The sequence below is a fragment of the Streptomyces sp. R28 genome (assembly GCF_041052385.1).
Lineage (GTDB): Bacteria > Actinomycetota > Actinomycetes > Streptomycetales > Streptomycetaceae > Streptomyces.
In genome coordinates, this window is record NZ_CP163439.1 from 8,473,996 (window position 1) to 8,492,850 (window position 18,855).

The following is an 18,855-nucleotide window of genomic DNA, read 5'->3' on the forward strand; positions in this document are numbered from 1 at the left end:
GGCGTGACGCTCAAGTGATCTGGACGGGCAGCGACTTGATCCCGTTGATGAAGTTCGACACCAGCCGCTTCGGCGGCCCCGCCGTCCGCAGGACCGGCAGTACCCGCAGAGCCTCCCGGTAGAGCACGCGCAGCTGCAGCCGCGCGAAGTGCGCGCCCAGGCAGACGTGCGGGCCGTCGCCGAACGAGACATGTGAGTTCGGAGCGCGGGACAGATCCAGTCCGTCCGGGTCGGCGAAGACCCGTTCGTCGCGGTTGGCGGAGGCGTGGAAGACGACCACCTTGTCGCCCGCACGGATGCGCCGGCCCGCCAGTTCGGTGTCCTGGGCGGCGGTGCGGCGGAAGGTGAGGACGGGCGGGTGCCAGCGAAGCAACTCGTCCACGGCCGAGGGGAGTTCGGCGCGTCCGCTCCGTAGGCGCTCGTACGCCTCCGGGTGCTCCGCCAGCGCCAGCAGGCCTCCGGGCGCCGCGCTGCGAACGGTGTCGTTGCCGGCGACGGTGAGCAGGAAGAAGAACATCTCCAGTTCCGCGCGGGAGAGTTCGACGTCGTCGGCGAGGGTGGTCATGACGTCGTCGTCGGGGTAGCGCCGCTTGTGGGCGGCCAGTTGCTGGGCGTACCCGAACATGTCCGCCAGCATCGCGGGCGAGCGCGGATTGACCGGCCTGCCCGCCGCGTCCAGCACCGGGGCAGCCGCCTCGTCCGGGTCCTGGTAGCCGATCACCCGCTGCGTCCAGTGCAGCAGCAGCTTGCGGTCGGCCTCCGGCACACCGAGCAGGTCGGCGAGGTTGAGCAGGGCGTAGTCGTCGGTCACGGCGGTGACCAGATCGACGGTGCCGTCCGTCGCGTGGGCCGTCTCCAGGGCGTGCGCGAGGAGAGTGCGGGCCCGTGTCTCCGCGATCCCGGCGAAACGGTCGAGGCGGCCGGGAGTGAAGGCGCGGCTGACCAGCCGCCTCAACCGCCCGTGTCCCGGCGGATCCTGATTGAGCATCATGCGGCGGATGAACGGCAGGTCGTCCGGGTCCGGATCGCGGATCTGGGTCGCGCCGATGTACGAGGAGTACGTCGCCGAGTCCTTCAGCACGCGCACCACGTCCGCGTGCCGGGTCACGGCCCAGAACCCGGGCCCGGCCGGCCAGCCCAGCACCTCGGGCTCATCCTGTCGGGCCACCGGGTGGTGGTCGCGCAGGACGCGATAGGCCTCGTGGGGCACGCCGGTGGCGTACTGCCGGGGGTCGAAGACGTCGGGGACCGGGGGAGCGTGGTGGACGGTCACGCCTGCCCGTCCTCTTCATCATGGCCGGGGAGCTCCGGGTCCGCGCGCAGGAAGTCCTCGACCACCCGGATCAGTTCCAGCGGGGTCTCGTCCATCGGGTAGTGGCCCGCGGAGGGGAGTTCGTGCAGTTCGGCGCGGGGATACCAGGTCATCCAGGTCTGCCGCAGCAGGTCGGCGGACAGGGCCGGGTCGAGGGCGCCGGCCACGGCGAGCGCGGGCACCGGGGAGCCCTCGACCTGCGTGTGGAAGTCCTCTGCGGCCCAGGAGTCCAGCCAGGCGCGGAACGCCTTCTGGTCGCTGACGGCGAGGGACCGGGCGACCATACGGTCGAGCCAGGCGGCGGGGCGCCGGCCACCGGTGGTGATGTCGATGATCCCGCGCCGGTTCTCCGGCTTGTGCGCCGCGTCCGCGAACAGCTTCCACTGCTCCGGCGGCAGCGCCAGCCCCGAGGCCGGCACCGGCGACACTCCGACCAGCCTGCGCAGCCGGTGCGGGGCGACGGTGAGGAGGCGCTGCCCTACCGCGCCGCCCATCGAGTGCCCGACCACCGAGAAGCGCTCCCAGCCGAGCCGGTCGGCGAGTTCCACCAGGTCGAGGGCGGCCTCGGCGGTCGTGCACGAACCGACGGCGTCCTTGGCGCCGCCGTAGCCCCGCAGGTCGACCAGGGCATAGGTGAAGGCCGTTCGGTCGAGGTCCGGGAGGAGGGGTGCGTAGGCGGACCGATCGGCGAACCAGCCGTGCACGGCGAACACCTTGTGGGTGCCGTCGCCGTGCAGCTCGTGCGGGAGTGTGAAGGAGGTCATACGACCAAGGTGGCGCATATCGGCGAAGACCGGCAGATTGACGTGACGTTGTTCGCATGCTGTATGTGGTGATGTATGTGGTGATCATGACAAAAACTTGGTAGTCATGTCGACATGGCGTTACGTCAATTGCGCTCGGGAACGGGGAAAGTGGCGGCCGCAGCCGTCACCTTCATGCTGCTGGCGCTCACCGCCTGCGGAGACGACGGGGATTCCTCGTCCGGGACCGACGGGCACCAGACCGTCACGGTGGCCGCTCTGCCCCTGATCGACTGCGCCGCCCTCTACATCGCACGGGACCGCGGACTGTTCGAGAAGGAGGGGCTCGACGTCCGTATCCAGCAGGTCCAGCAGAGCCTCCAGGCGCTGCCCGCCCTGGCCAAGGGCCAGATCGACATGGTCGCGAGCGCCAACTACGTCACCTATCTGCAGGCCCACGAGCAGGGCACCCTCGACGTCCGTATCGTCGCCGAGGCGATCAGGGCGGCGCCGCGCATGATGGAAGTCCTGGTGCCCGAGGACTCGGACATCAAGACCGTCGCCGACCTCGAGGGCAAGAAGATCGCCGTCAACGTCCTCAACAACGTCCAGTCGCTCACCTTGAACGAGATCCTGGACAAACAGGGCGTCGGCCGCCCCGTCTACCGGGCGATTCCCTTCCCACAGATGGGGGTTGCCCTGGACAAGGGGCAGGTGGACGCCGTGCACGCGGTCGAGCCCTACGACAGCGCCATCCAGGACGAGTTGAAGGCCAGGGTCCTCGTCGACGGCTCGTCCGCGCCCGTGGAGGCCATTCCCCTCAGCGGGTACATCAGCACGAGCAAGTACGCCGACGAGAACGGCAAGACCCTCGCCGCGTTCCAGCGGGCCGTCAAAGCGGCCGTGCGGATCGCGGAAGAGGACCCGTCCGCCGTACGCGACATCCTGCCGACCTACACCAAGGTGACCGAGAAGCAGGCCGAGTCGATCGATCTGCCCGTCTTTCCGCCCGCCATGGACGCCGCGCAGCTCACCCGGCTCACCGACCTCATGGAAAAGCAGGGGATGCTGAAGAAGCCGATCGACCCGGCGACGCTGATGGTCAAGTGACGTGGTGACGTGAAGGCCCGTCAGGAGCGGTTCGCACTGGGCGCTTTGGGTGTGCTTCTTGCCTTCGGCGCCTGCGAGGCCGTCTCCCGCGCGGGTCTCGTACGGCGTAGCCATCTCCCGCCCGCCTCCGAAGTCCTCGCCCGCGCCGTGGAGTTGGCGGGCGACGTGGTCTTCCTGGACGGCATCGCCGCCACACTGCGCGCCTGGGCGCTCGGTCTCGCCCTGGCCTGCGCCATCGCCGTTCCGGTCGGCCTGGTCCTCGGCAGTGTGCCGGTCGTCGACGCCGCCGTCCGCGCGATCGTCGAGTTCCTGCGGCCGCTTCCGTCCGTCGCGCTGATTCCCCTGGTCTCCCTCCTCCTCGGCTCGGGCACCGAGACCAAGGTCGCACTGGTGACGTACGCGTCGGTCTGGCCGATCCTCTTCAACACCATCTACGGCCTCGGCGAGACCGACCCCTTGGCCAAGGACACCCTCCGCGCCTTCGGCTTCGGCCGCCTCGCCGTCCTCCTCCGCGTCGAACTGCCGGGCACGGCCCCCTTCATCGCGGCCGGCCTGCGCATCTCGGCGGCGGTCGCCCTCATCCTGGCCGTGGCCACGGAGATCCTCTCGGGCTTCGGAGAGGGCCTCGGCATCTTCATCGCCCAGGCGGGTCTGGCCACGGACGGGACGCGGGACGTGCTGGCGGGGGTGGTGTGGGCGGGGGTGCTGGGGCTGGTCATCAACGGGGTGCTGGTGTGGGGGGAGCGGCGGTTGTTTCCGTGGACGCCGGGGCGGCGGGGTGTCGGGTGAGTGGGGGCGGGGTGGTGGTGCGGTGCGGTGCGGTGTGGGTGAGCGGGGTCGGCGCGCCTGTGCGTGGGGGCGCTGTGGGGTGATTGACGGGGCCCCTGTGTGGGGTGGCGTGGAAGGGCGGTACGGAGGCTCGGTACGGAGGGGCGGTGCTCCGGCAGGCGCGGGGCGCGGCAGTGGGAGCGGTGCAGAAGGGGCGTGGGTGACATGAGCGGGGTGGGGCGGGTGGGCTGGGCGGGCGGGGTGGAGCACTTGGCGCGGGCGCGCGGCGTGCGGTGACGCGCCAGGCCCATGACTTGGGCGCTCGGCCTTCGTCGCCGGGCGCGTTGCGCGAAGTGGCCGCCCGGCCTGCACCGTCCCTGGCGGCCGCTGTGCCCGTGAGCTGTCCCGGAGTCCAGCCCGTGACCCGCCCGCCGACTCCCAGGGCGATGCGCACCGAGCATCCCCGGCGCTCCCCACATCACGCCGCGAGGAACGCCGAATGAACCAGCCTCGCACCACCGCATCCGAATCCGCCGGGCCACCCCACCGAAGGCCGACCGCCGAACGCCCTTCCCAGCTCCCGCCCGGCATACGCCGCACCCTCGCTCCCGCCCCCGTACGCCACGCTCTGCTCCGCTGGCTCGTCCTCGCGCTCGCCGTGGCCGTCTGGCAGTTGGCCGCCCGCGCCCACGGCAGTGTCTACTTCCCACCGCCCGCCGAGATCGCCCGGCACGCGCGCGCCCTCTGGTTCTCCGGTCCCGCCCGGCACGTCTTCCTCACCGAGGACGCCGTGGCCGACATCCTGCCGAGCCTCGGCCGGATGGCCGCCGGGTTCGGGATCGCCGCCGTCGCCGGGGTCGCACTCGGTATCGCGGTCGGCCGCTCGCGGCGCGTGTACGCCCTGTGCAACCCCGTCCTGCAGTTCGCGCGCGCCGTCCCGCCGCCCGCCCTGGTCCCCGTCTTCGTCGTGATCCTCGACTTCGGTGCGCCGATGCAGATTGCGTCGATCGCCTTCAGCGCCGTGTGGCCGGTGCTGATCAACACGGCCGAGGGCGCCCGCGACACCGACCCGCTGCGCATCGAGGTCGCCGCCGTCCTGCGCCTCACCCCGACCGAACGACTCCGCTTCCTGATCCTGCCCTCCGCACTGCCCCGCATCTTCGCCGGCCTGCGCCTGAGCCTCTCCCTCTCGCTCATCCTGATGGTCTTCTCGGAACTGCTGCCGGGCACCGCCAACGGCATCGGCTTCACGCTCACCGACGCCCAGTCCCGCTCCGACCTGCTCACCGTCTGGGCGGCGCTGGCCCTGCTCGGCGCCCTCGGCTACCTGCTCAACACCGGTCTGCTGGCGGTCGAGAAGCGGCTCGTCGGCAGGGGGAGGACGACGACCGCATGACCCGTACGCCCGCCGCCACCTTCGCCCAGGGACACCCATGCTCCGCATAGACGCGGTCGGCCAGCGCTACGGCGACCACCAGGTCCTGCACGACATCACGCTCACCGTGCCGGACGGCCAACTCCTGTGCGTCGTGGGCCCGTCCGGCTGCGGCAAATCCACGCTCCTGCGCACCGTCGCGGGCCTGTTACCGGCGTACGACGGCACGATCACCCTGGACGGCACACCCGTGCGCGGCGTCCCCGACAACCTGGCCGTCGTCTTCCAGGACTACGCCCGCTCCCTCTACCCCTGGCTCACGGTCCGCGAGAACGTGGCGCTCCCACTGCGCCGACGGGGCCTGCCGAGAGCGGAACGCCGGGCCGAGGCCGACCGCATCCTGGCCCGGGTCGGCCTCACCGACACGGCCCGGCGCCACCCCTGGCAGCTCTCGGGCGGCATGCAGCAACGTGTGGCGATCGCCCGCGCCCTGGTCTGCCGCCCCTCCCTCCTGCTCATGGACGAGCCCTTCGGTTCCCTGGACGCCCAGACCCGCGAGGACCTGGAGGACCTCCTCCTGGAGGTCCACCGCACGGACGGCGCGACGATCGTCTTCGTCACCCACGACATCGACGAGAGCGTGTACCTGGGCGACCGCGTCGTCGTCCTCTCCCCGGGGCCCGGCGCCAAGGTCGTCCAGGATCTGCCGGTCGAACTCCCCGGCACCCGGGACCAGATCACGACCCGGGGCCTCGCGGAGTTCGTGGCCCTGAGGTCGGAGGTGGGGCGGGCGGTTCGCAACAGGTAACGCGCCCGCAGCGGCTCCCCCCCCCCGACACCCGGCCCTGACACTCGGCCCCGACGCTCGGCTCCGCCCTCAGCCCAGGCGCACGTCCTGCCACACCATCCGGTGATCGGATGTCGGCACCGTCGTGCCGTTCCCGACCAGCCGGTACAGCGGGTCGTCGGACGTCGGCCAGAACACGCCGTTCGCGCCCGGTATCAGGCCCTTGGACGGCAGGACGTAGTCGACGCGCAGGTTCCCGGGAGCGGTGTCGCCGAAGTCGCCGGTGTCGTACGCCGGGTCGCCGGTGTGCGAGGCGTTGGCGCCGCCCTGGAGCTTCGCGGCCTCCACGGCGCCCGCGCTGGCCGGGGGAGTGGCCGGGAGGTTCACCGCCGGGTGGTCGAGCAGCTGCCGTATGGCGTGGTGGTAGCTGTCGCCGTCGTACGGATCGGCGTTGTTGTCGCCCGCGATCACGAACCGCGCCCCGGACCGCAGCCCGCCGCGCACGCCCTGGTCGTCGTAGAGGTAGGAGCTGCGGCCGCGCCCGCCGATGTAGTCGGCCCACAGCCGGATCTCGTCGTGGTTGCGGCGGCCGTTGCGGTCCTCGGTGCCGTCGAAGGTGGGCGGGGTCGGGTGGGAGACCAGGAAGTGCACGGTGGAGTGTCCGATGCACACGGGCACGTCCCAGTGGCTCTTCGACGACAGCCGGAGGATCGCGCGGGCCTCGTCGCTGTAGTAGCCCGAGGGCATGACGTGGCCCGGCATGTCCTTCCACAGGAAGCGCTGGAAGGTCCGCACCGCGCGCGTGTCGATCGGGTACTTCGACAGGACGACCATGCCGTACTGCCCGGGGAACCAGCCGTAGCCGTACGCGTCCTGCCCGTACGCGTCCGAACCGGGTGTCGTGACCGCGCCGTTCTTGCCGTCGAGGTCCACACCCGTGGCGACGCCCGTGTTCACCGGGCCGGTGAAGTGGTACGGGAAGCGGATCGGCTTCGCTCCGCCCTGGCCGACGGACAGGTAGTTGCGCAGGAACAGACGGACCGCCTCGCCCCGGTCGTCGTAGTCGAACTCGTTGATCAGGAGGATGTCCGGGTCGACCCGCTGGATGGTCTCGGCGGCGTTGCGCGCCTGGGCGTTGTCCGGCGTGGACAGGTCGGTGATCAGCGCACCCTGGGTGGAGCGGTTCAGGGAGGCGTTGAACGTGGCGAACCGTACGGACCGGCGGCCGTGCCGCTCGGCCGCCGAGGCCGGGAACGCCGCGGTCGTGGCCAGTGCCGCACCGGCGAGAGAGGCGAGCGCCGTGCGGCGGGAGAGAGATCCGGTGTGGTTCATCGAGGCTCCGGAGAGGGGAGAGGGGAGAGGGGAGAGGGGGAGAGGACACGGGGGAACACGTGGGGCTCGAAAAGTCTGCGCGCGTAGAGGTGAACGCCACAAGGTCCGCCGAGAACTCCCGGATTCACCCGCGATTCACGCGATGGTGTGATCATGTCCCTCGCGGCGGATGCCTGTCGGGGCCCGGGGGTAGGGCCCGGCCATGACGCAGCAGCCCTTCGAACTCCCGCACTTCTACATGCCGTACCCCGCGCGGCTGAACCCACATATCGACGAGGCCCGCGCCCATTCGTCCGAGTGGGCGCGCGAGATGGGCATGCTGGAGGGATCCGGGATCTGGGAGCAGGCCGACCTGGACGCCCACGACTACGGCCTGCTCTGCGCCTACACCCACCCCGAATGCGACGGCCCCGCTCTTTCCCTGATCACCGACTGGTACGTGTGGGTCTTCTTCTTCGACGACCACTTCCTGGAGATCTTCAAGCGCACCCAGGACCGCGCCGGCGGCAAGGCCTATCTGGACCGGCTTCCCCTGTTCATGCCGATGGACCTGTCGACCCCGATGCCCGAGCCGCAGAACCCGGTCGAGGCGGGCCTCGCCGACCTGTGGACACGGACGGTGCCCTCGATGTCGGCGGACTGGCGCCGCCGTTTCGCCGTCGCGACCGAGCACCTTCTCAACGAGTCCCTGTGGGAGCTGTCCAACATCAACGAGGGCCGGGTCGCCAACCCGGTCGAGTACATCGAGATGCGCCGCAAGGTGGGCGGCGCCCCCTGGTCCTCGGGTCTGGTGGAGTACGCGACGTCCGAAGTGCCCGCGTCCGTCGCCGAGTCGAGGCCGCTGAGGGTTCTGATGGAGACCTTCTCGGACGCCGTGCACCTGCGCAACGACCTGTTCTCCTACCAGCGCGAGGTCGAGGACGAGGGCGAACTCAGCAACGGCGTCCTGGTGCTGGAGACCTTCTTCGGCTGCACCACCCAGGAAGCCGCCGACACCGTCAACGACGTCCTCACCTCCCGGCTCCACCAGTTCGAGCACACCGCCCTGACCGAAGTCCCCGCCCTGGCACTGGAGAAGGGGCTCACCCCTCAGGACGTCGCCGCGGTCGCGGCGTACACCCAGGGCCTGCAGGACTGGCAGTCCGGCGGCCACGAATGGCACATGCGCTCCAGCCGGTACATGAACGAGCGCGCCGAATCCACCGCGCCCTGGAAGGCTTTGACCGGTCCCGGCACCTCCGCCGCCGACATCGGTGCGCTGCTCGCGGCGGCCGGCGCCGAACGCCTGCGTGCCTACACGCACGTGCCGTTCCAGAAGGTCGGCCCGTCCCGGCTGCCCGACTTCTACATGCCCTTCCAGGTGGAGCTCAGCCCGCATCTGGGCGCCACCCGCACCCGCCTCACCGAGTGGATGCACCGCATGGGCATGCTCCAGGAGGGCGTCTGGGACGAGGACAAGCTCGCCGCCTACGACCTCCCGCTGTGCTCGGCGGGCCTCGACCCGGACGCCACGCCCGAGGCCCTCGACCTCAGCGCCCACTGGCTCGCCTGGGGCACCTACGGCGACGACTACTACCCCCTCGTCTTCGGCCACCGCCGCGACCTGGCGGCCGCCAGGCTGACCACGCAACGCCTGTCGGCCTGTATGCCCCTCGCCGGCGAGGAGGCCATCGTCCCGCTCAACGGCATGGAGCGCGGACTCGTCGACCTCTGGGCGCGCACGACGGCGGACATGACCCCCGAGGCGCGGCGTGTCCTCAAGGACGCGGTGAACGTCATGACCGAGAGCTGGGTGTGGGAGCTGTCCAACCAGCTCCAGAACCGCGTTCCCGACCCGGTCGACTACCTGGAGATGCGCCGCGCCACCTTCGGCGCCGACCTCACCCTCAGCCTCTGCCGGATGGGCAACGGCCCCGCCGTCCCGCCGGAGGTGTACCGCAGCGGCCCCGTCCGCTCGCTGGAGAACGCCGCCGTCGACTACGCGTGCCTCCTCAACGACGTCTTCTCGTATCAGAAGGAGATCGAGTACGAGGGCGAGATCCACAACGCGATCCTCGTCGTGCAGAACTTCTTCGGCATCGACTACCCGACCGCGCTCTCCGTCGTCCACGACCTGATGACCCAGCGCATGCAGCAGTTCGAGCATGTGGCCGCGCACGAACTTCCCATCGTTTACGACGACTTCGGGCTCTCGAAGGAGGCGCGGGAGGCCATGGGGAACTACGTGGTCGACCTCCAGAACTGGCTGGCGGGCATCCTGAACTGGCACCGCGAGGTCGACCGCTACAAGGCCGAGTACCTCGCCCGCCGCGCGCACGGCTTCCTGCCGGACCGCGCGCCGGCCGTGCCCGTCCTCAGCTGACCTCCGCCACTCGCGCGGCGGTCTCGTCGGCGAGCTCTCGTACGCCGTGCGCGGCGTTCTCCGAGAGCTCGCCGAGTATCGCGTCGGCGGCCGCGAGGAGCGCGCGGGCCTCCTCCGGGAGGTCCGCGTCGGCCAGGGCGAGGGAGAGCCGGTAGTGCTCCTCGGCGATGAAGCGGCCGAAGTACACCCGCTGCCAGTCGCGCAGGGAGTCGTCGCCGGGGTCCGCCCCACCCGTTGCCAGGGTGTCGCGCAGAGCCTCCAAGGTCCGTACGGCCTGCGGCAGTTGGCCGACGGAACGCTCCAGGCGGGCCTGGTCGAGATGGGCCGAGACCCGGTCCCACGCCTCCTCCTGCAAGGCGGCGTTCAGGCGCTGGGCGCGCAGTGCCTGGACGTGGTCGCCGAGCTCCTCGAAGTCGCGGGCGAGCGCGCGCAGCGGTGCCGTGGTCAGCGCCCGCGGCGCGTCGGGTCGGCGGAGTCTGCTCTGGTCCATGACGATCTCGTCGAGTTCGCGGATCAGGGCGACCCGGGCGAGCTCGGTCATGCCCTGGTCGCGGGCCAGGTCGGTCCAGGTGGACACCGGCTCGTCCGCGGGATCCGGACCGAGCAGCGAGTCGTCGAGCTCCTGGGCCCACTGCACCAACTCGTCCGCACCCGCTCCGGGTTCGGGTATCCCGCCGAGTCCGCACGCGGTGTCGAAGTCCGTCTCGCGCACCTCGTGCAGCAGCGGAAGGTCCCCGATGTCTCCGCGCAGCCCCACCAGCACGGCGGCGAGCCGCAGTTCGTCCGTCATCGACGACCGCGCCTCGTGCCGCAGCAGATGCCGCAGCAGCTCCAGGTCGCCCTCGGCGCGGTCGAACTGCGCGGCCCGCAGGGTGAGTCGACGCCGGACGGGATCCTCGGCCACCGCGTCCCAGGCCGCACGGTCACCCGACCGCAGTAGGGCGAGGTCGGTGCGGCCGCTCGCGAGCACCGACTCCCACAGGGGCCGGCGCGGATACGCGTCCAACAGGTCGTAGGCGCCGTGCTCCTCCGCGTTGAGCAGCAGGAACTCGGGTTCGGTGCGCAGCAGTGCGGCCTGCAGCAGGCGCACCAGATCCACCGGGGAACGGTCCGCGAAACCCAGCCCGGCGCGCAGTTCGGCCCGTGCCTCGTCGACGTCGCAGGACTCGCGCAGGCCCTCCTCGACCTCCGCGACCCGCGTGAGGATCTTCTCCTCGCCGTCCTCCAGGTCCAGGTCCAGGAAAGTGCCCCAGTCGGCCAGCCCGATCACGATCTCCAGCGCCTCGTCGACACCGGAGCCGATGATCCCGGCCGAGCCCTCCGAGTCGGCGTACAGCATGGAGCCGTCCGCGCACACGAAGTACGTACCGCCGGTCTCGTCCCCTGCCACTGTCTGCAGCGGGCCGCCCGAGGCGAGGCGGACCTCCTCGACGTGGCCATGGGCCGCGCGGGCCAGGCCGAAGCCGAAGGGGAAGGCGGCCAGTTCTGCCAGGCGGGGATCCTGCCGGAGCAGCCGCAGCGCGTGATCGGTCATGTCACAGAACGTAACAGCCCCCACTGACAACGGACTTCTGGCCTCCGGATGCGGTTTTCGAAACTTTTCGCGCGGAACGGGATATTCCGGGAACCTCGGCGGTGCCCCGCGAGTCTTGCGGGGTGAGGGGAACAGACAACGAGAACACACGGGGGTGTGCGACCTTGACCGACATCATCGAGAGGTTCACGGACAGCGACACGGGGGCCGAAGGAGAGACCGGCACGGGGAAGCGGCCGCTCGACATCGGCGAGCTCACGCCGTACGTGGCCCCGCTGCCCGTCCCTCCCGTCCTGCGGCCGTCGTCCGAGGACGTCTTACAGGAGACCGAGATCGCCCTGCGCCCGGCCTGGGTGCGCCTGCACCCGCAGCTGCCGCCGACCCTGATGTGGGGGTACGACGGCCAGGTGCCGGGCCCGACCATCGAGGTGCGACGCGGACAGCGAGTCCGCATCGCCTGGACCAACCGCATCCCCAAGGACGGCGAGTACCCGGTCACCTCCGTCGAGGTGCCGCTGCGCAGGGACGGCCGCCCGCAGGCCACCACCGAGCCCGGCCGCGAGGGCGTCGAGCCCGACAAGGACGTCGCGGCCCTGCCCGCCTGGTCGGTGACCCATCTGCACGGCGCCCAGACGGGCGGCGGCAACGACGGCTGGGCGGACAACGCCGTCGGCTTCGGCGACGCCCAGCTGTCCGAGTATCCGAACGACCACCAGGCGGTGCAGTGGTGGTACCACGACCACGCCATGAACATCACACGGTGGAACGTGATGACGGGGCTGTACGGCACCTACCTCGTCCGTGACGACGAGGAGGACGCCCTCCGTCTCCCCTGCGGGGAGCGGGAGATCCCGCTGCTGCTGGCCGACCGCAACCTCGACACCGACGAGGACGGCCGTCTCAACGGCCGGCTGCTGCACAAGACGGTGATCGTCCAGGAGAAGAACCCGGAGACGGGCAAGCCGGTCTCCATCCCGTTCAGCGGCCCGTACACCACGGTCAACGGCCGTATCTGGCCGTACGCCGAGGTGGACGACGCCTGGTACCGCTTCCGGCTGGTCAACGCGTCCAACGCCCGCATCTACGACCTCGTGCTCGTCGACGAGGACGACAACCCGGTCCCGGGCATCGTCCACCAGATCGGCAGCGACGGCGGACTGCTGCCGCGCCCCGTCCCGATCGACTTCGACGGCGCCCTGCCCACCCTGACCGCGGCGCCGGCCGAGCGCTTCGACCTGCTCGTCGACTTCCGCTCGCTCGCGGGCAGGAAGCTCCGCCTGGTCAACAAGGGCCGCAACCAGCCGCCGGGCGTGCCCGACCCGGCGGGCGACGTGCGCTATCCGGCGGTCATGGAGTTCCGGGTCCGGGAGAGCTGTGAGACGGACACCTTCGAACTGCCCGAGGTGCTCTCCGGCTCCTTCCGCCGGCTCACGCACGACATCGAGCACGGCCACCGGCTGATCGTGCTCACCCCGCCCGCCACCAAGGGGGCCGGCGGCCACCCGGAGATCTGGGAGATGACCGAGGTCGAGAACCCGGGCGAGATCCAGGTCCCCACCGACGGCGTCATCCAGGTCACCGGCCCGGACGGGAAGACCAAGACCTACCGGCGCACGGCCCGGACGTTCAACGACGGCCTTGGCTTCACCATCGCCGAGGGCAGTCACGAGCAGTGGAGCTTCCTCAACCTCGCACCCATCGTGCACCCCATGCACATCCATCTGGCCGACTTCCAGCTCATGGGCCGGGACGCGTACGACGTCTCGGGCTTCGACCCGGCAGTGGGCGGAACCCGCAGCCCGATCCGGCACGACGCCGGTACGCGGATCCCGGTGGCGCCCAACGAACTCGGCCACAAGGATGTCTTCCGGGTGCCGGGCAACCAGATGCTGCGCGTCATGGGCAGGTTCGACGGGGCGTACGGCCGGTTCATGTACCACTGCCACCTCCTCGAGCACGAGGACATGGGCATGATGCGGCCCTTCGTCGTCATGCCCGCGGAGGCGCTGAAGTTCGACCACGGCGGCGGGCACGGCGGTCACGGGGAGGGTCACACGGGCTGACCTGGGCGCGCGTGGCGCGTCCCTTGCGGGTGGCGCGTCACGCGCGCGTGGTGACGGTGAGCTTCCGCGCGGCGTGCTCGACCGCGGCTCGCGCCAGTGCCCGGACGATCGGGTGCGGGCGCGAGCCGTCCCCGGACAGCTCCGGCTGGAAGAGCGTGGCCAGGAAGAAGGGGTGGCCGGGCAGTTCGGCGATCCGGACGTGACCGTCCTCGTCGTGCCCGGAGAAGCGCAGCCCGTGCGCGCTCAGGGTGTCGAGGTGGCGGGCTGGGCCGTACGCGCAGAAGTACCTTTCTACGGTCCGCTCCGAGCCGACCACCGACTGGGCGAGCGAGCCGGGCTCGATCCGGACCGCCGCCTCATGGCCGACCAGCGAGCAGGCCAGGGGTTCGATGAGGAAGTCGTCGGCGTCGGGGTCGTTCTCGGCGTGCGCGACACGGGTCAGTCCGCATACGTCACGGGCGTACTCGAGGAGCGCGTGCTGGAAGCCGCCGCACGTGCCGAGGAACGGGATGCCCTCCTCGCGCGCCGTGCGGATCGCGGACAGCACGCCCGCCTCGCTGCGGTACGGGCTGCCCGGGAGCACCCACACGGCGTCGAAGCCGCGCACCGCGTCGTCGGCCGCCGCGTCCTGCGACGGGACCCAGTACGCGTCGAGGACGAGCCGGTCGCGTGCGGCGAGGGCGTCCAGCAGGAGGGGCACGCGCATGTGAGAGGCGACATTGGGGGAGCGGTCCCCGACCAGAGCGAGCTTGGCCGTCCGAGCGGCGGTGTTCGTCATGAGCTCATCCTGGGCGCGGCCCCGAGTTCACGTCCAACGATGATTTCTGCACGCTCGATAAGCACGGCTGATGCCGTACGGGATGCTGTCGGACATGGACCCGCACCTGCTGCGCACCTACGTCACCGTCGCCCGCCTCGCCTCGTTCTCCGAGGCAGCCCGTGAGCTGGGCTACACCCAGTCCGCGGTGTCCCAGCACATCGCCGCGCTCGAACAGGACCTCGGCGCCTCGCTGCTCACCCGCCGTCCCGTCGCGCCCACGGCGGCCGGTGAGCGGCTCCTGGAACACGCGGGCCCGCTGCTGCTGCGTCTGGAGGCGGCCCGCGCGGATGTCGTACGCATGGCGACCGCACCCGCCCACGGGCTGACCCTCGCGGCCTCGTCGACCGCGCTCGGACCACGCGTCCTCGCCACGCTCCCGGCCTCCGGGGTGACCCTGCGCGTACTGCCTCGCGACGAGATCCCCGCGGCGGTCGCGACCGGTACGGCCGACCTCGGCCTCGTGGACGGCCTGGCCGCCCCCAGCGACCCGCTGCCCCTGCCCGACGTGGCACCGCTGACCACGTACGGCGTCGGCGAGGAGTCGGTCTGTGTCCTCCTGCCCGACACCCATCCGCTCGCCCGGCGCACCTGCCTGCGCCTGGGCGACCTCGCCGACGCCCGCTGGCTGGACGCCCCCGACGCGGGCCTGCCGCTCGCCCACCTCCGTGCCGCGAACGGCGGCCACGGCTTCCGGTCCGCCCTGCGCTTCGAGGGCACCGACGTCCGCGCCCTCATCGCGCTGGCCGCGGCCGGTCACGGCCTGACGCTGCTGCCACGCCCGGCGGCCACCGGGGTGCCCGGCACTGTCGCCGTCCCCGTCACGGAACCTCGTGTCGTGCACCGGACAGAGCTGGTGCATACGGGGGCGCTCGGGGGAGCTGCGGCGGCGGTCGCGGCGGCGCTGGCCGAACGGGCGTGAGGCGCAGCTCATGGCTTCCCGTGTGGCTTCCCGTTCTTGACCACCGGTCAGTCTCACTCGATCGTGGCTCGTCGCGCGCCGGTGTGCAGGGTAGTCACCAGCCGGAGGCGATCCGATGGAACAGACTGCGTTGCGACCGAAGCCCATGCCAGGTCAGGGGCCCGGCGACGGTGCCAAGTCCGACGCCGGGGCACGGCGCCCGCACGCCGTGCCCCGCCGATGCGGCCGACGGCTCACGACCCTCCTGGTCGCCTTGCTCATCGCGACGGTCCTGGTCCTGTCGGGGGTCGGGCTCGGCACCGTGGGGGCCACGGTGATCGGCATGAGCAAGCTCGCCGAGCTGCAGCGGCAGGCGGGGCAGGTCGCCCCGGGAAGCCGGGTCCCCTCGGCAGGCCCCGGTGCCTCGGCCGCGTCGCCCCGGACACCGACCGCGTCGCAGGCTCCCGCCGCGGCGCAACCAGCCGTCGCGACCCTCGGCGTGGAGGCCGTGGACGCCGAGAAGGTGGGTGCCTTGATCGTCGGCGTCCACGTGCCCGGCCCGGGATACGCGGCCGGCCTGATCAGGGGCGACCTGGTCCTCGCGTTCGACCGGACCCGGGTCGACTCGGCCGCCGACCTCGCGCGAGCCGTCGCCGAAGCCCGCCCGGGCAGCGAGGTCACCCTGACGGTGCGCCACCGCAGCGGCGGCTACCAGCAGCTGACGGTGGTCCCGGGCGTCGTCACCTGACCACCCCGTATTCCTTGGCGGAGTACGCGAAAACCACTGGTCACCTTCCGCCGACCGGGCCACGATGGCCCCATGCCGACCACCCTCATCGCCTTCCTGGGGGCGTGCACCCTCGTCGCCGCCTCGCCCGGCCCCAGCACCGTGCTGATCATCAAGCAGTCGCTGTACAGCAGACGCTCCGGATTCCTGACCGTGCTCGGCAACGAGACCGGCGTCTTCGTCTGGGGCGTGGTCGCCGCGTTCGGCCTGACCGCGCTGCTGACGGCCTCCGAGGTGGTGTACGACGTGATGCGGATCGTCGGCGCGGTCGTGCTCGTCGGCTTCGGCGTCCAGGCGCTGCGGCAGGCGCGCCGAGCCAAGGGGCCCGAGGAGGACGCAGAGGATGCCCAGGACGCATGGACGGGCACGCGGAAGAGCGGCTGGGCCTCCTACCGCGGCGGGCTGCTGCTCAACCTCGCCAACCCCAAGGCGGCCGTCTTCGCGATGTCCTTCCTCCCGCAGTTCGTGCCGCAGGGAGCCCCGCATCTGCCGGCCATGATCGGCCTCGCCGCGCTCTGGGCGGTCTACGAGGTCGGCTACTACGGTCTGTACGTGTGGTTCGTCGGCCGGATGAAGACCGTGCTCTCCCGCGCGGGTGTGCGCCGGCGCCTGGAGCAGGTCTCCGGAGGCGTGATGCTGCTCCTGGGCGTCCGCATGGCACTGGACGGCTGAGGCCATGCCCGAGGAGCCGTACGAAAGCCCTGCCGACCGGCTCGCGCCGCCCCCTGCGTCCGGGCAGGATGCTGACCGTAGTCCTTTCACGCGCCCAGGGAGGCCCGGATGACCGGCACCGCACCCGCGCCCTTCACCGCCGACGACTACCGGGCCCGCAGGGACCGTGCCGCGCGGGCGGCCGCGGACGCCGGACTGGCCGGCCTCCTGGTGGCACCCGGCCCCGACATGGTGTGGCTCACCGGCTACGCGCCCACCGCGGAGACCGAGCGGCTCACCCTGCTGGTCCTGGTCCCCGGCCAGGACCCCGTCCTCGTCGTCCCCGCCCTGGAGGCCCCGGACGCCGCGAAGGCCGTCGGCGTGCCCGGCCCGGCACTGCGCGACTGGACCGACGGCAAGGACCCCTACGCCGCGACCGCCGCCCTCCTCGACGTGAGCGGCCGGTTCGGCATCAGCGACAACGCCTGGGCGATGCATCTGCTGGCCCTGCAGAAGGCGCTGCCCGGCACCTCCTACGCCTCCCTCACCGACGCCCTGCCGATGCTGCGGGCGGTCAAGGACACGGCCGAGCTGGAGCTGTTGGCGGCCGCGGGTGCGGCCGCTGACGCAACGTTCGAGGAGATCCGGAAGGTTCCCTTCGGTGGCCGGCGCGAGTCCGAGGTCGCCGCCGACCTCGCCCACCTGCTGCGCCGCTTCGGACACTCCCAGGTCGACTTCACCATCGTGGCCTCCGGCCCGAACGGGGCCAACCCGCACCACGAGGTGGGCGACCGCGTGATCCAACGCGGCGACATGGTCGTTCTCGACTTCGGCGGCCTGAAGGACGGCTACGGCTCCGACACCTCCCGCACGGTCCACGTCGGCGAACCCACCGACGAGGAGCGCCGCGTCCACGACCTCGTGCGCGAGGCCCAGGAGGCGGGCTACCGCGCCGTACGGCCCGGCGTCGCCTGCCAGGAGGTCGACCGGGCCGCCCGCGCGGTCATCGCGGACGCCGGGTACGGCGAGTACTTCATCCACCGCACCGGGCACGGCATCGGCGTCACCACGCACGAGCCGCCGTACATGATCGAGGGTGAGGAGCAGACCCTGGTGCCCGGTATGTGCTTCTCCGTGGAGCCCGGTGTCTATCTGCCCGGCCGCTTCGGGGTGCGTATCGAGGACATCGTGACGGTCACCGAGGACGGCGGCCGGCGCCTCAACGACACGACCCGCGAGATGGTCATAGTGGACTGATCCGGCGACCGATCCCGGCGCGAGGAGCCCCCGTAGACCCCCGAGCGACAACGGCGCGACCATGACCCAGGCACCGACACCCACCGCGGACACCGTCCGCCGACTGGTTCGTTCCCTGCTCAAGAACGGCGTGGACGACTCGGCCGGACCCGAGGTCCGGCCCGCCGCCGCGGGCGCCGAGCCCGCCACCTGGTGGGTCGGCACCCGCCATGTCCTGCGCCTCGCCCCCGACCGCGACGCCGCCGCCCGCCAGCGCCGCGAACTGCGCCTGCGCGACCTCGTCCGCCGGCACGTCCCGGTCGCGGTGCCGACGAGCGTCGCGTTCGGGGAGTGGGCGTCCGGGCTGACCTACACCCTGGACACCAAGGTGCCCGGCGGGGCGGGCGGGGAGCACGACGTGTCCGCCCTCGGGGAGGCCGACCTGGCCGGGCTGCTCACGGGGCTGCGCGAGGTCCCGGTGCGGCAGGCCGAGACGCTCGGCGTGCCGCGTGCGGCGCCGCGTTCCCTGGAGGCCCTGCGCCGCGCCGCCGAACGCGCCGCCGCGCGCCTCGCCGACGCCGACGAGTTCGACGCCGCCCGCCTGCGCCAGCTCACCCAGCCGGCCGCCGTCCAGCTCGCGGCCCAGCCCGGCACCGCCGTCCTCGTCCACCACGCCCTCACCGGCGACCATCTCGTCGTCAGCGCCGACGGCCGGGTACGCGGCGTCCTCGGCTGGGCCGACACCGTCCTCGGCGACCCCGCGGAAGACATCGCCGGTCTCGCCCACGCCGTCGGCTCCCCGGCCGCCGTCCGCGCCGCCACCCTCGCCGGCTACGGCGCCCGCCCCTGCCTGCGCGGCCTCTGGCTCGCCCGCTGCGACGCGATCGTCCGCCTCGCGGCCCGCCTCGACGGCAAGGGCGAGACGCCGCTCCCGCTGCTGAGGGTGCAGCTGCGGCACGCGTGGGAGACGATCCTGCTGGAGCGCGTGACGGAGTTCAGGGAGGACGACGGGGACGAGGAGCTGTAGGGCGGGCGCAGAGTCGCATGCGCCGACGCAGAGGTGCCTGCGCGGACGCT

The 18,855-nt window shown here is 71.8% G+C and carries 16 protein-coding genes; 11 read left to right on the forward strand and 5 right to left on the reverse strand.

What is annotated here, in order from left to right; all coding sequences use genetic code 11:
* Positions 1 to 10: 10 nt before the first annotated feature.
* Both AB5J49_RS37115 and AB5J49_RS37120 read right to left on the reverse strand, forming a co-directional pair.
* Positions 11 to 1,273 carry a cytochrome P450 gene (locus AB5J49_RS37115; RefSeq protein WP_369173221.1) on the reverse strand — a complete coding sequence of 421 codons (1,263 nt, stop codon included), beginning with the start codon at positions 1,271 to 1,273 and terminating at the stop codon, positions 11 to 13.
* A complete protein-coding gene (locus AB5J49_RS37120; protein WP_369173222.1) occupies positions 1,270 to 2,076 on the reverse strand; it encodes an alpha/beta fold hydrolase in 807 nt (268 codons plus the stop codon). The genes AB5J49_RS37115 and AB5J49_RS37120 overlap by 4 nt, the downstream gene beginning before the upstream one ends.
* A gap of 150 nt (positions 2,077 to 2,226) precedes the next feature.
* Here AB5J49_RS37120 and AB5J49_RS37125 point away from each other — a divergent pair, with 150 nt between their 5' ends.
* The 4 genes from AB5J49_RS37125 to AB5J49_RS37140 all read left to right on the forward strand — a co-directional run bounded on the left by AB5J49_RS37125 (position 2,227) and on the right by AB5J49_RS37140 (position 6,116).
* The gene (locus AB5J49_RS37125; RefSeq protein WP_369173223.1) at positions 2,227 to 3,165 is read left to right on the forward strand and encodes an ABC transporter substrate-binding protein; all 939 of its coding nucleotides are present in this window, start codon (positions 2,227 to 2,229) and stop codon (positions 3,163 to 3,165) included.
* A gap of 9 nt (positions 3,166 to 3,174) precedes the next feature.
* Positions 3,175 to 3,954: an ABC transporter permease gene (locus tag AB5J49_RS37130; RefSeq protein ID WP_369173224.1), complete on the forward strand. Its 780-nt coding sequence runs from the start codon at positions 3,175 to 3,177 to the stop codon at positions 3,952 to 3,954.
* Between the two features lie 478 nt (positions 3,955 to 4,432).
* Positions 4,433 to 5,329, forward strand: coding sequence for an ABC transporter permease (locus tag AB5J49_RS37135; protein ID WP_369173225.1), 897 nt, complete (start codon positions 4,433 to 4,435; stop codon positions 5,327 to 5,329).
* Between the two features lie 37 nt (positions 5,330 to 5,366).
* Positions 5,367 to 6,116: an ABC transporter ATP-binding protein gene (locus AB5J49_RS37140; protein WP_369173226.1), complete on the forward strand. Its 750-nt coding sequence runs from the start codon at positions 5,367 to 5,369 to the stop codon at positions 6,114 to 6,116.
* 69 nt (positions 6,117 to 6,185) lie between these two features.
* On the opposite strand, the gene AB5J49_RS37145 is transcribed toward AB5J49_RS37140, so the two are convergent.
* Complete coding sequence (locus tag AB5J49_RS37145; protein WP_369173227.1) at positions 6,186 to 7,427, reverse strand: endonuclease/exonuclease/phosphatase family protein; 1,242 nt, start codon at positions 7,425 to 7,427, stop codon at positions 6,186 to 6,188.
* 202 nt (positions 7,428 to 7,629) lie between these two features.
* Between AB5J49_RS37145 and cyc2 the strand changes: the two genes are divergently transcribed.
* Complete coding sequence (gene cyc2, locus AB5J49_RS37150) at positions 7,630 to 9,789, forward strand: germacradienol/geosmin synthase Cyc2 (RefSeq protein WP_369173228.1); 2,160 nt, start codon at positions 7,630 to 7,632, stop codon at positions 9,787 to 9,789.
* Here the strand turns inward: cyc2 and AB5J49_RS37155 are convergent.
* Positions 9,782 to 11,323, reverse strand: coding sequence for a hypothetical protein (locus AB5J49_RS37155; protein WP_369173229.1), 1,542 nt, complete (start codon positions 11,321 to 11,323; stop codon positions 9,782 to 9,784). The genes cyc2 and AB5J49_RS37155 overlap by 8 nt on opposite strands.
* 164 nt (positions 11,324 to 11,487) lie before the next feature.
* On the opposite strand from AB5J49_RS37155, the gene phsA reads away from it, so the two are divergent.
* Positions 11,488 to 13,386: an O-aminophenol oxidase PhsA gene (gene phsA / locus AB5J49_RS37160; protein WP_369173230.1), complete on the forward strand. Its 1,899-nt coding sequence runs from the start codon at positions 11,488 to 11,490 to the stop codon at positions 13,384 to 13,386.
* Between the two features lie 37 nt (positions 13,387 to 13,423).
* Here the strand turns inward: phsA and AB5J49_RS37165 are convergent, their stop codons facing one another.
* Positions 13,424 to 14,164, reverse strand: a complete 741-nt coding sequence (locus AB5J49_RS37165; protein ID WP_369173231.1) for a hypothetical protein — start codon at positions 14,162 to 14,164, stop codon at positions 13,424 to 13,426.
* Positions 14,165 to 14,258: 94 nt separating this feature from the next.
* Between AB5J49_RS37165 and AB5J49_RS37170 the strand changes: the two genes are divergently transcribed.
* The 5 genes from AB5J49_RS37170 (at position 14,259) to AB5J49_RS37190 (ending at position 18,805) form a co-directional block, all read left to right on the forward strand.
* Entirely contained in the window at positions 14,259 to 15,125 is an 867-nt protein-coding gene (locus tag AB5J49_RS37170) for a LysR family transcriptional regulator (protein WP_369175384.1), read from the forward strand.
* A 115-nt stretch (positions 15,126 to 15,240) separates the two neighbouring features.
* On the forward strand, positions 15,241 to 15,852 hold the full coding sequence (locus AB5J49_RS37175) for a PDZ domain-containing protein (protein ID WP_369173232.1): 612 nt from the start codon (positions 15,241 to 15,243) through the stop codon (positions 15,850 to 15,852).
* A 72-nt stretch (positions 15,853 to 15,924) separates the two neighbouring features.
* Positions 15,925 to 16,563, forward strand: coding sequence for a LysE family translocator (locus tag AB5J49_RS37180; protein ID WP_369173233.1), 639 nt, complete (start codon positions 15,925 to 15,927; stop codon positions 16,561 to 16,563).
* Between the two features lie 108 nt (positions 16,564 to 16,671).
* On the forward strand, positions 16,672 to 17,799 hold the full coding sequence (locus AB5J49_RS37185) for an aminopeptidase P family protein (RefSeq protein WP_369173234.1): 1,128 nt from the start codon (positions 16,672 to 16,674) through the stop codon (positions 17,797 to 17,799).
* Between the two features lie 61 nt (positions 17,800 to 17,860).
* Positions 17,861 to 18,805, forward strand: a complete 945-nt coding sequence (locus AB5J49_RS37190) for an aminoglycoside phosphotransferase family protein (protein ID WP_369173235.1) — start codon at positions 17,861 to 17,863, stop codon at positions 18,803 to 18,805.
* Positions 18,806 to 18,855 lie beyond the last annotated feature (50 nt).

What these genes read in the sequence shown, in the direction of transcription:
- AB5J49_RS37170 (WP_369175384.1), top strand. Translation starts at nt 14,259, where the DNA reads ATGGACCCGCACCTGCTGCGCACCTACGTCACCGTCGCCCGCCTCGCC.
- AB5J49_RS37175 (WP_369173232.1), top strand. Translation starts at nt 15,241, where the DNA reads ATGGAACAGACTGCGTTGCGACCGAAGCCCATGCCAGGTCAGGGGCCC.
- AB5J49_RS37120 (WP_369173222.1), bottom strand. Translation starts at nt 2,076, where the DNA reads ATGACCTCCTTCACACTCCCGCACGAGCTGCACGGCGACGGCACCCAC.
- cyc2 (WP_369173228.1), top strand. Translation starts at nt 7,630, where the DNA reads ATGACGCAGCAGCCCTTCGAACTCCCGCACTTCTACATGCCGTACCCC.
- AB5J49_RS37165 (WP_369173231.1), bottom strand. Translation starts at nt 14,164, where the DNA reads ATGACGAACACCGCCGCTCGGACGGCCAAGCTCGCTCTGGTCGGGGAC.
- AB5J49_RS37135 (WP_369173225.1), top strand. Translation starts at nt 4,433, where the DNA reads ATGAACCAGCCTCGCACCACCGCATCCGAATCCGCCGGGCCACCCCAC.
- AB5J49_RS37185 (WP_369173234.1), top strand. Translation starts at nt 16,672, where the DNA reads ATGACCGGCACCGCACCCGCGCCCTTCACCGCCGACGACTACCGGGCC.
- AB5J49_RS37155 (WP_369173229.1), bottom strand. Translation starts at nt 11,323, where the DNA reads ATGACCGATCACGCGCTGCGGCTGCTCCGGCAGGATCCCCGCCTGGCA.
- AB5J49_RS37190 (WP_369173235.1), top strand. Translation starts at nt 17,861, where the DNA reads ATGACCCAGGCACCGACACCCACCGCGGACACCGTCCGCCGACTGGTT.
- AB5J49_RS37140 (WP_369173226.1), top strand. Translation starts at nt 5,367, where the DNA reads ATGCTCCGCATAGACGCGGTCGGCCAGCGCTACGGCGACCACCAGGTC.
- AB5J49_RS37145 (WP_369173227.1), bottom strand. Translation starts at nt 7,427, where the DNA reads ATGAACCACACCGGATCTCTCTCCCGCCGCACGGCGCTCGCCTCTCTC.
- AB5J49_RS37180 (WP_369173233.1), top strand. Translation starts at nt 15,925, where the DNA reads ATGCCGACCACCCTCATCGCCTTCCTGGGGGCGTGCACCCTCGTCGCC.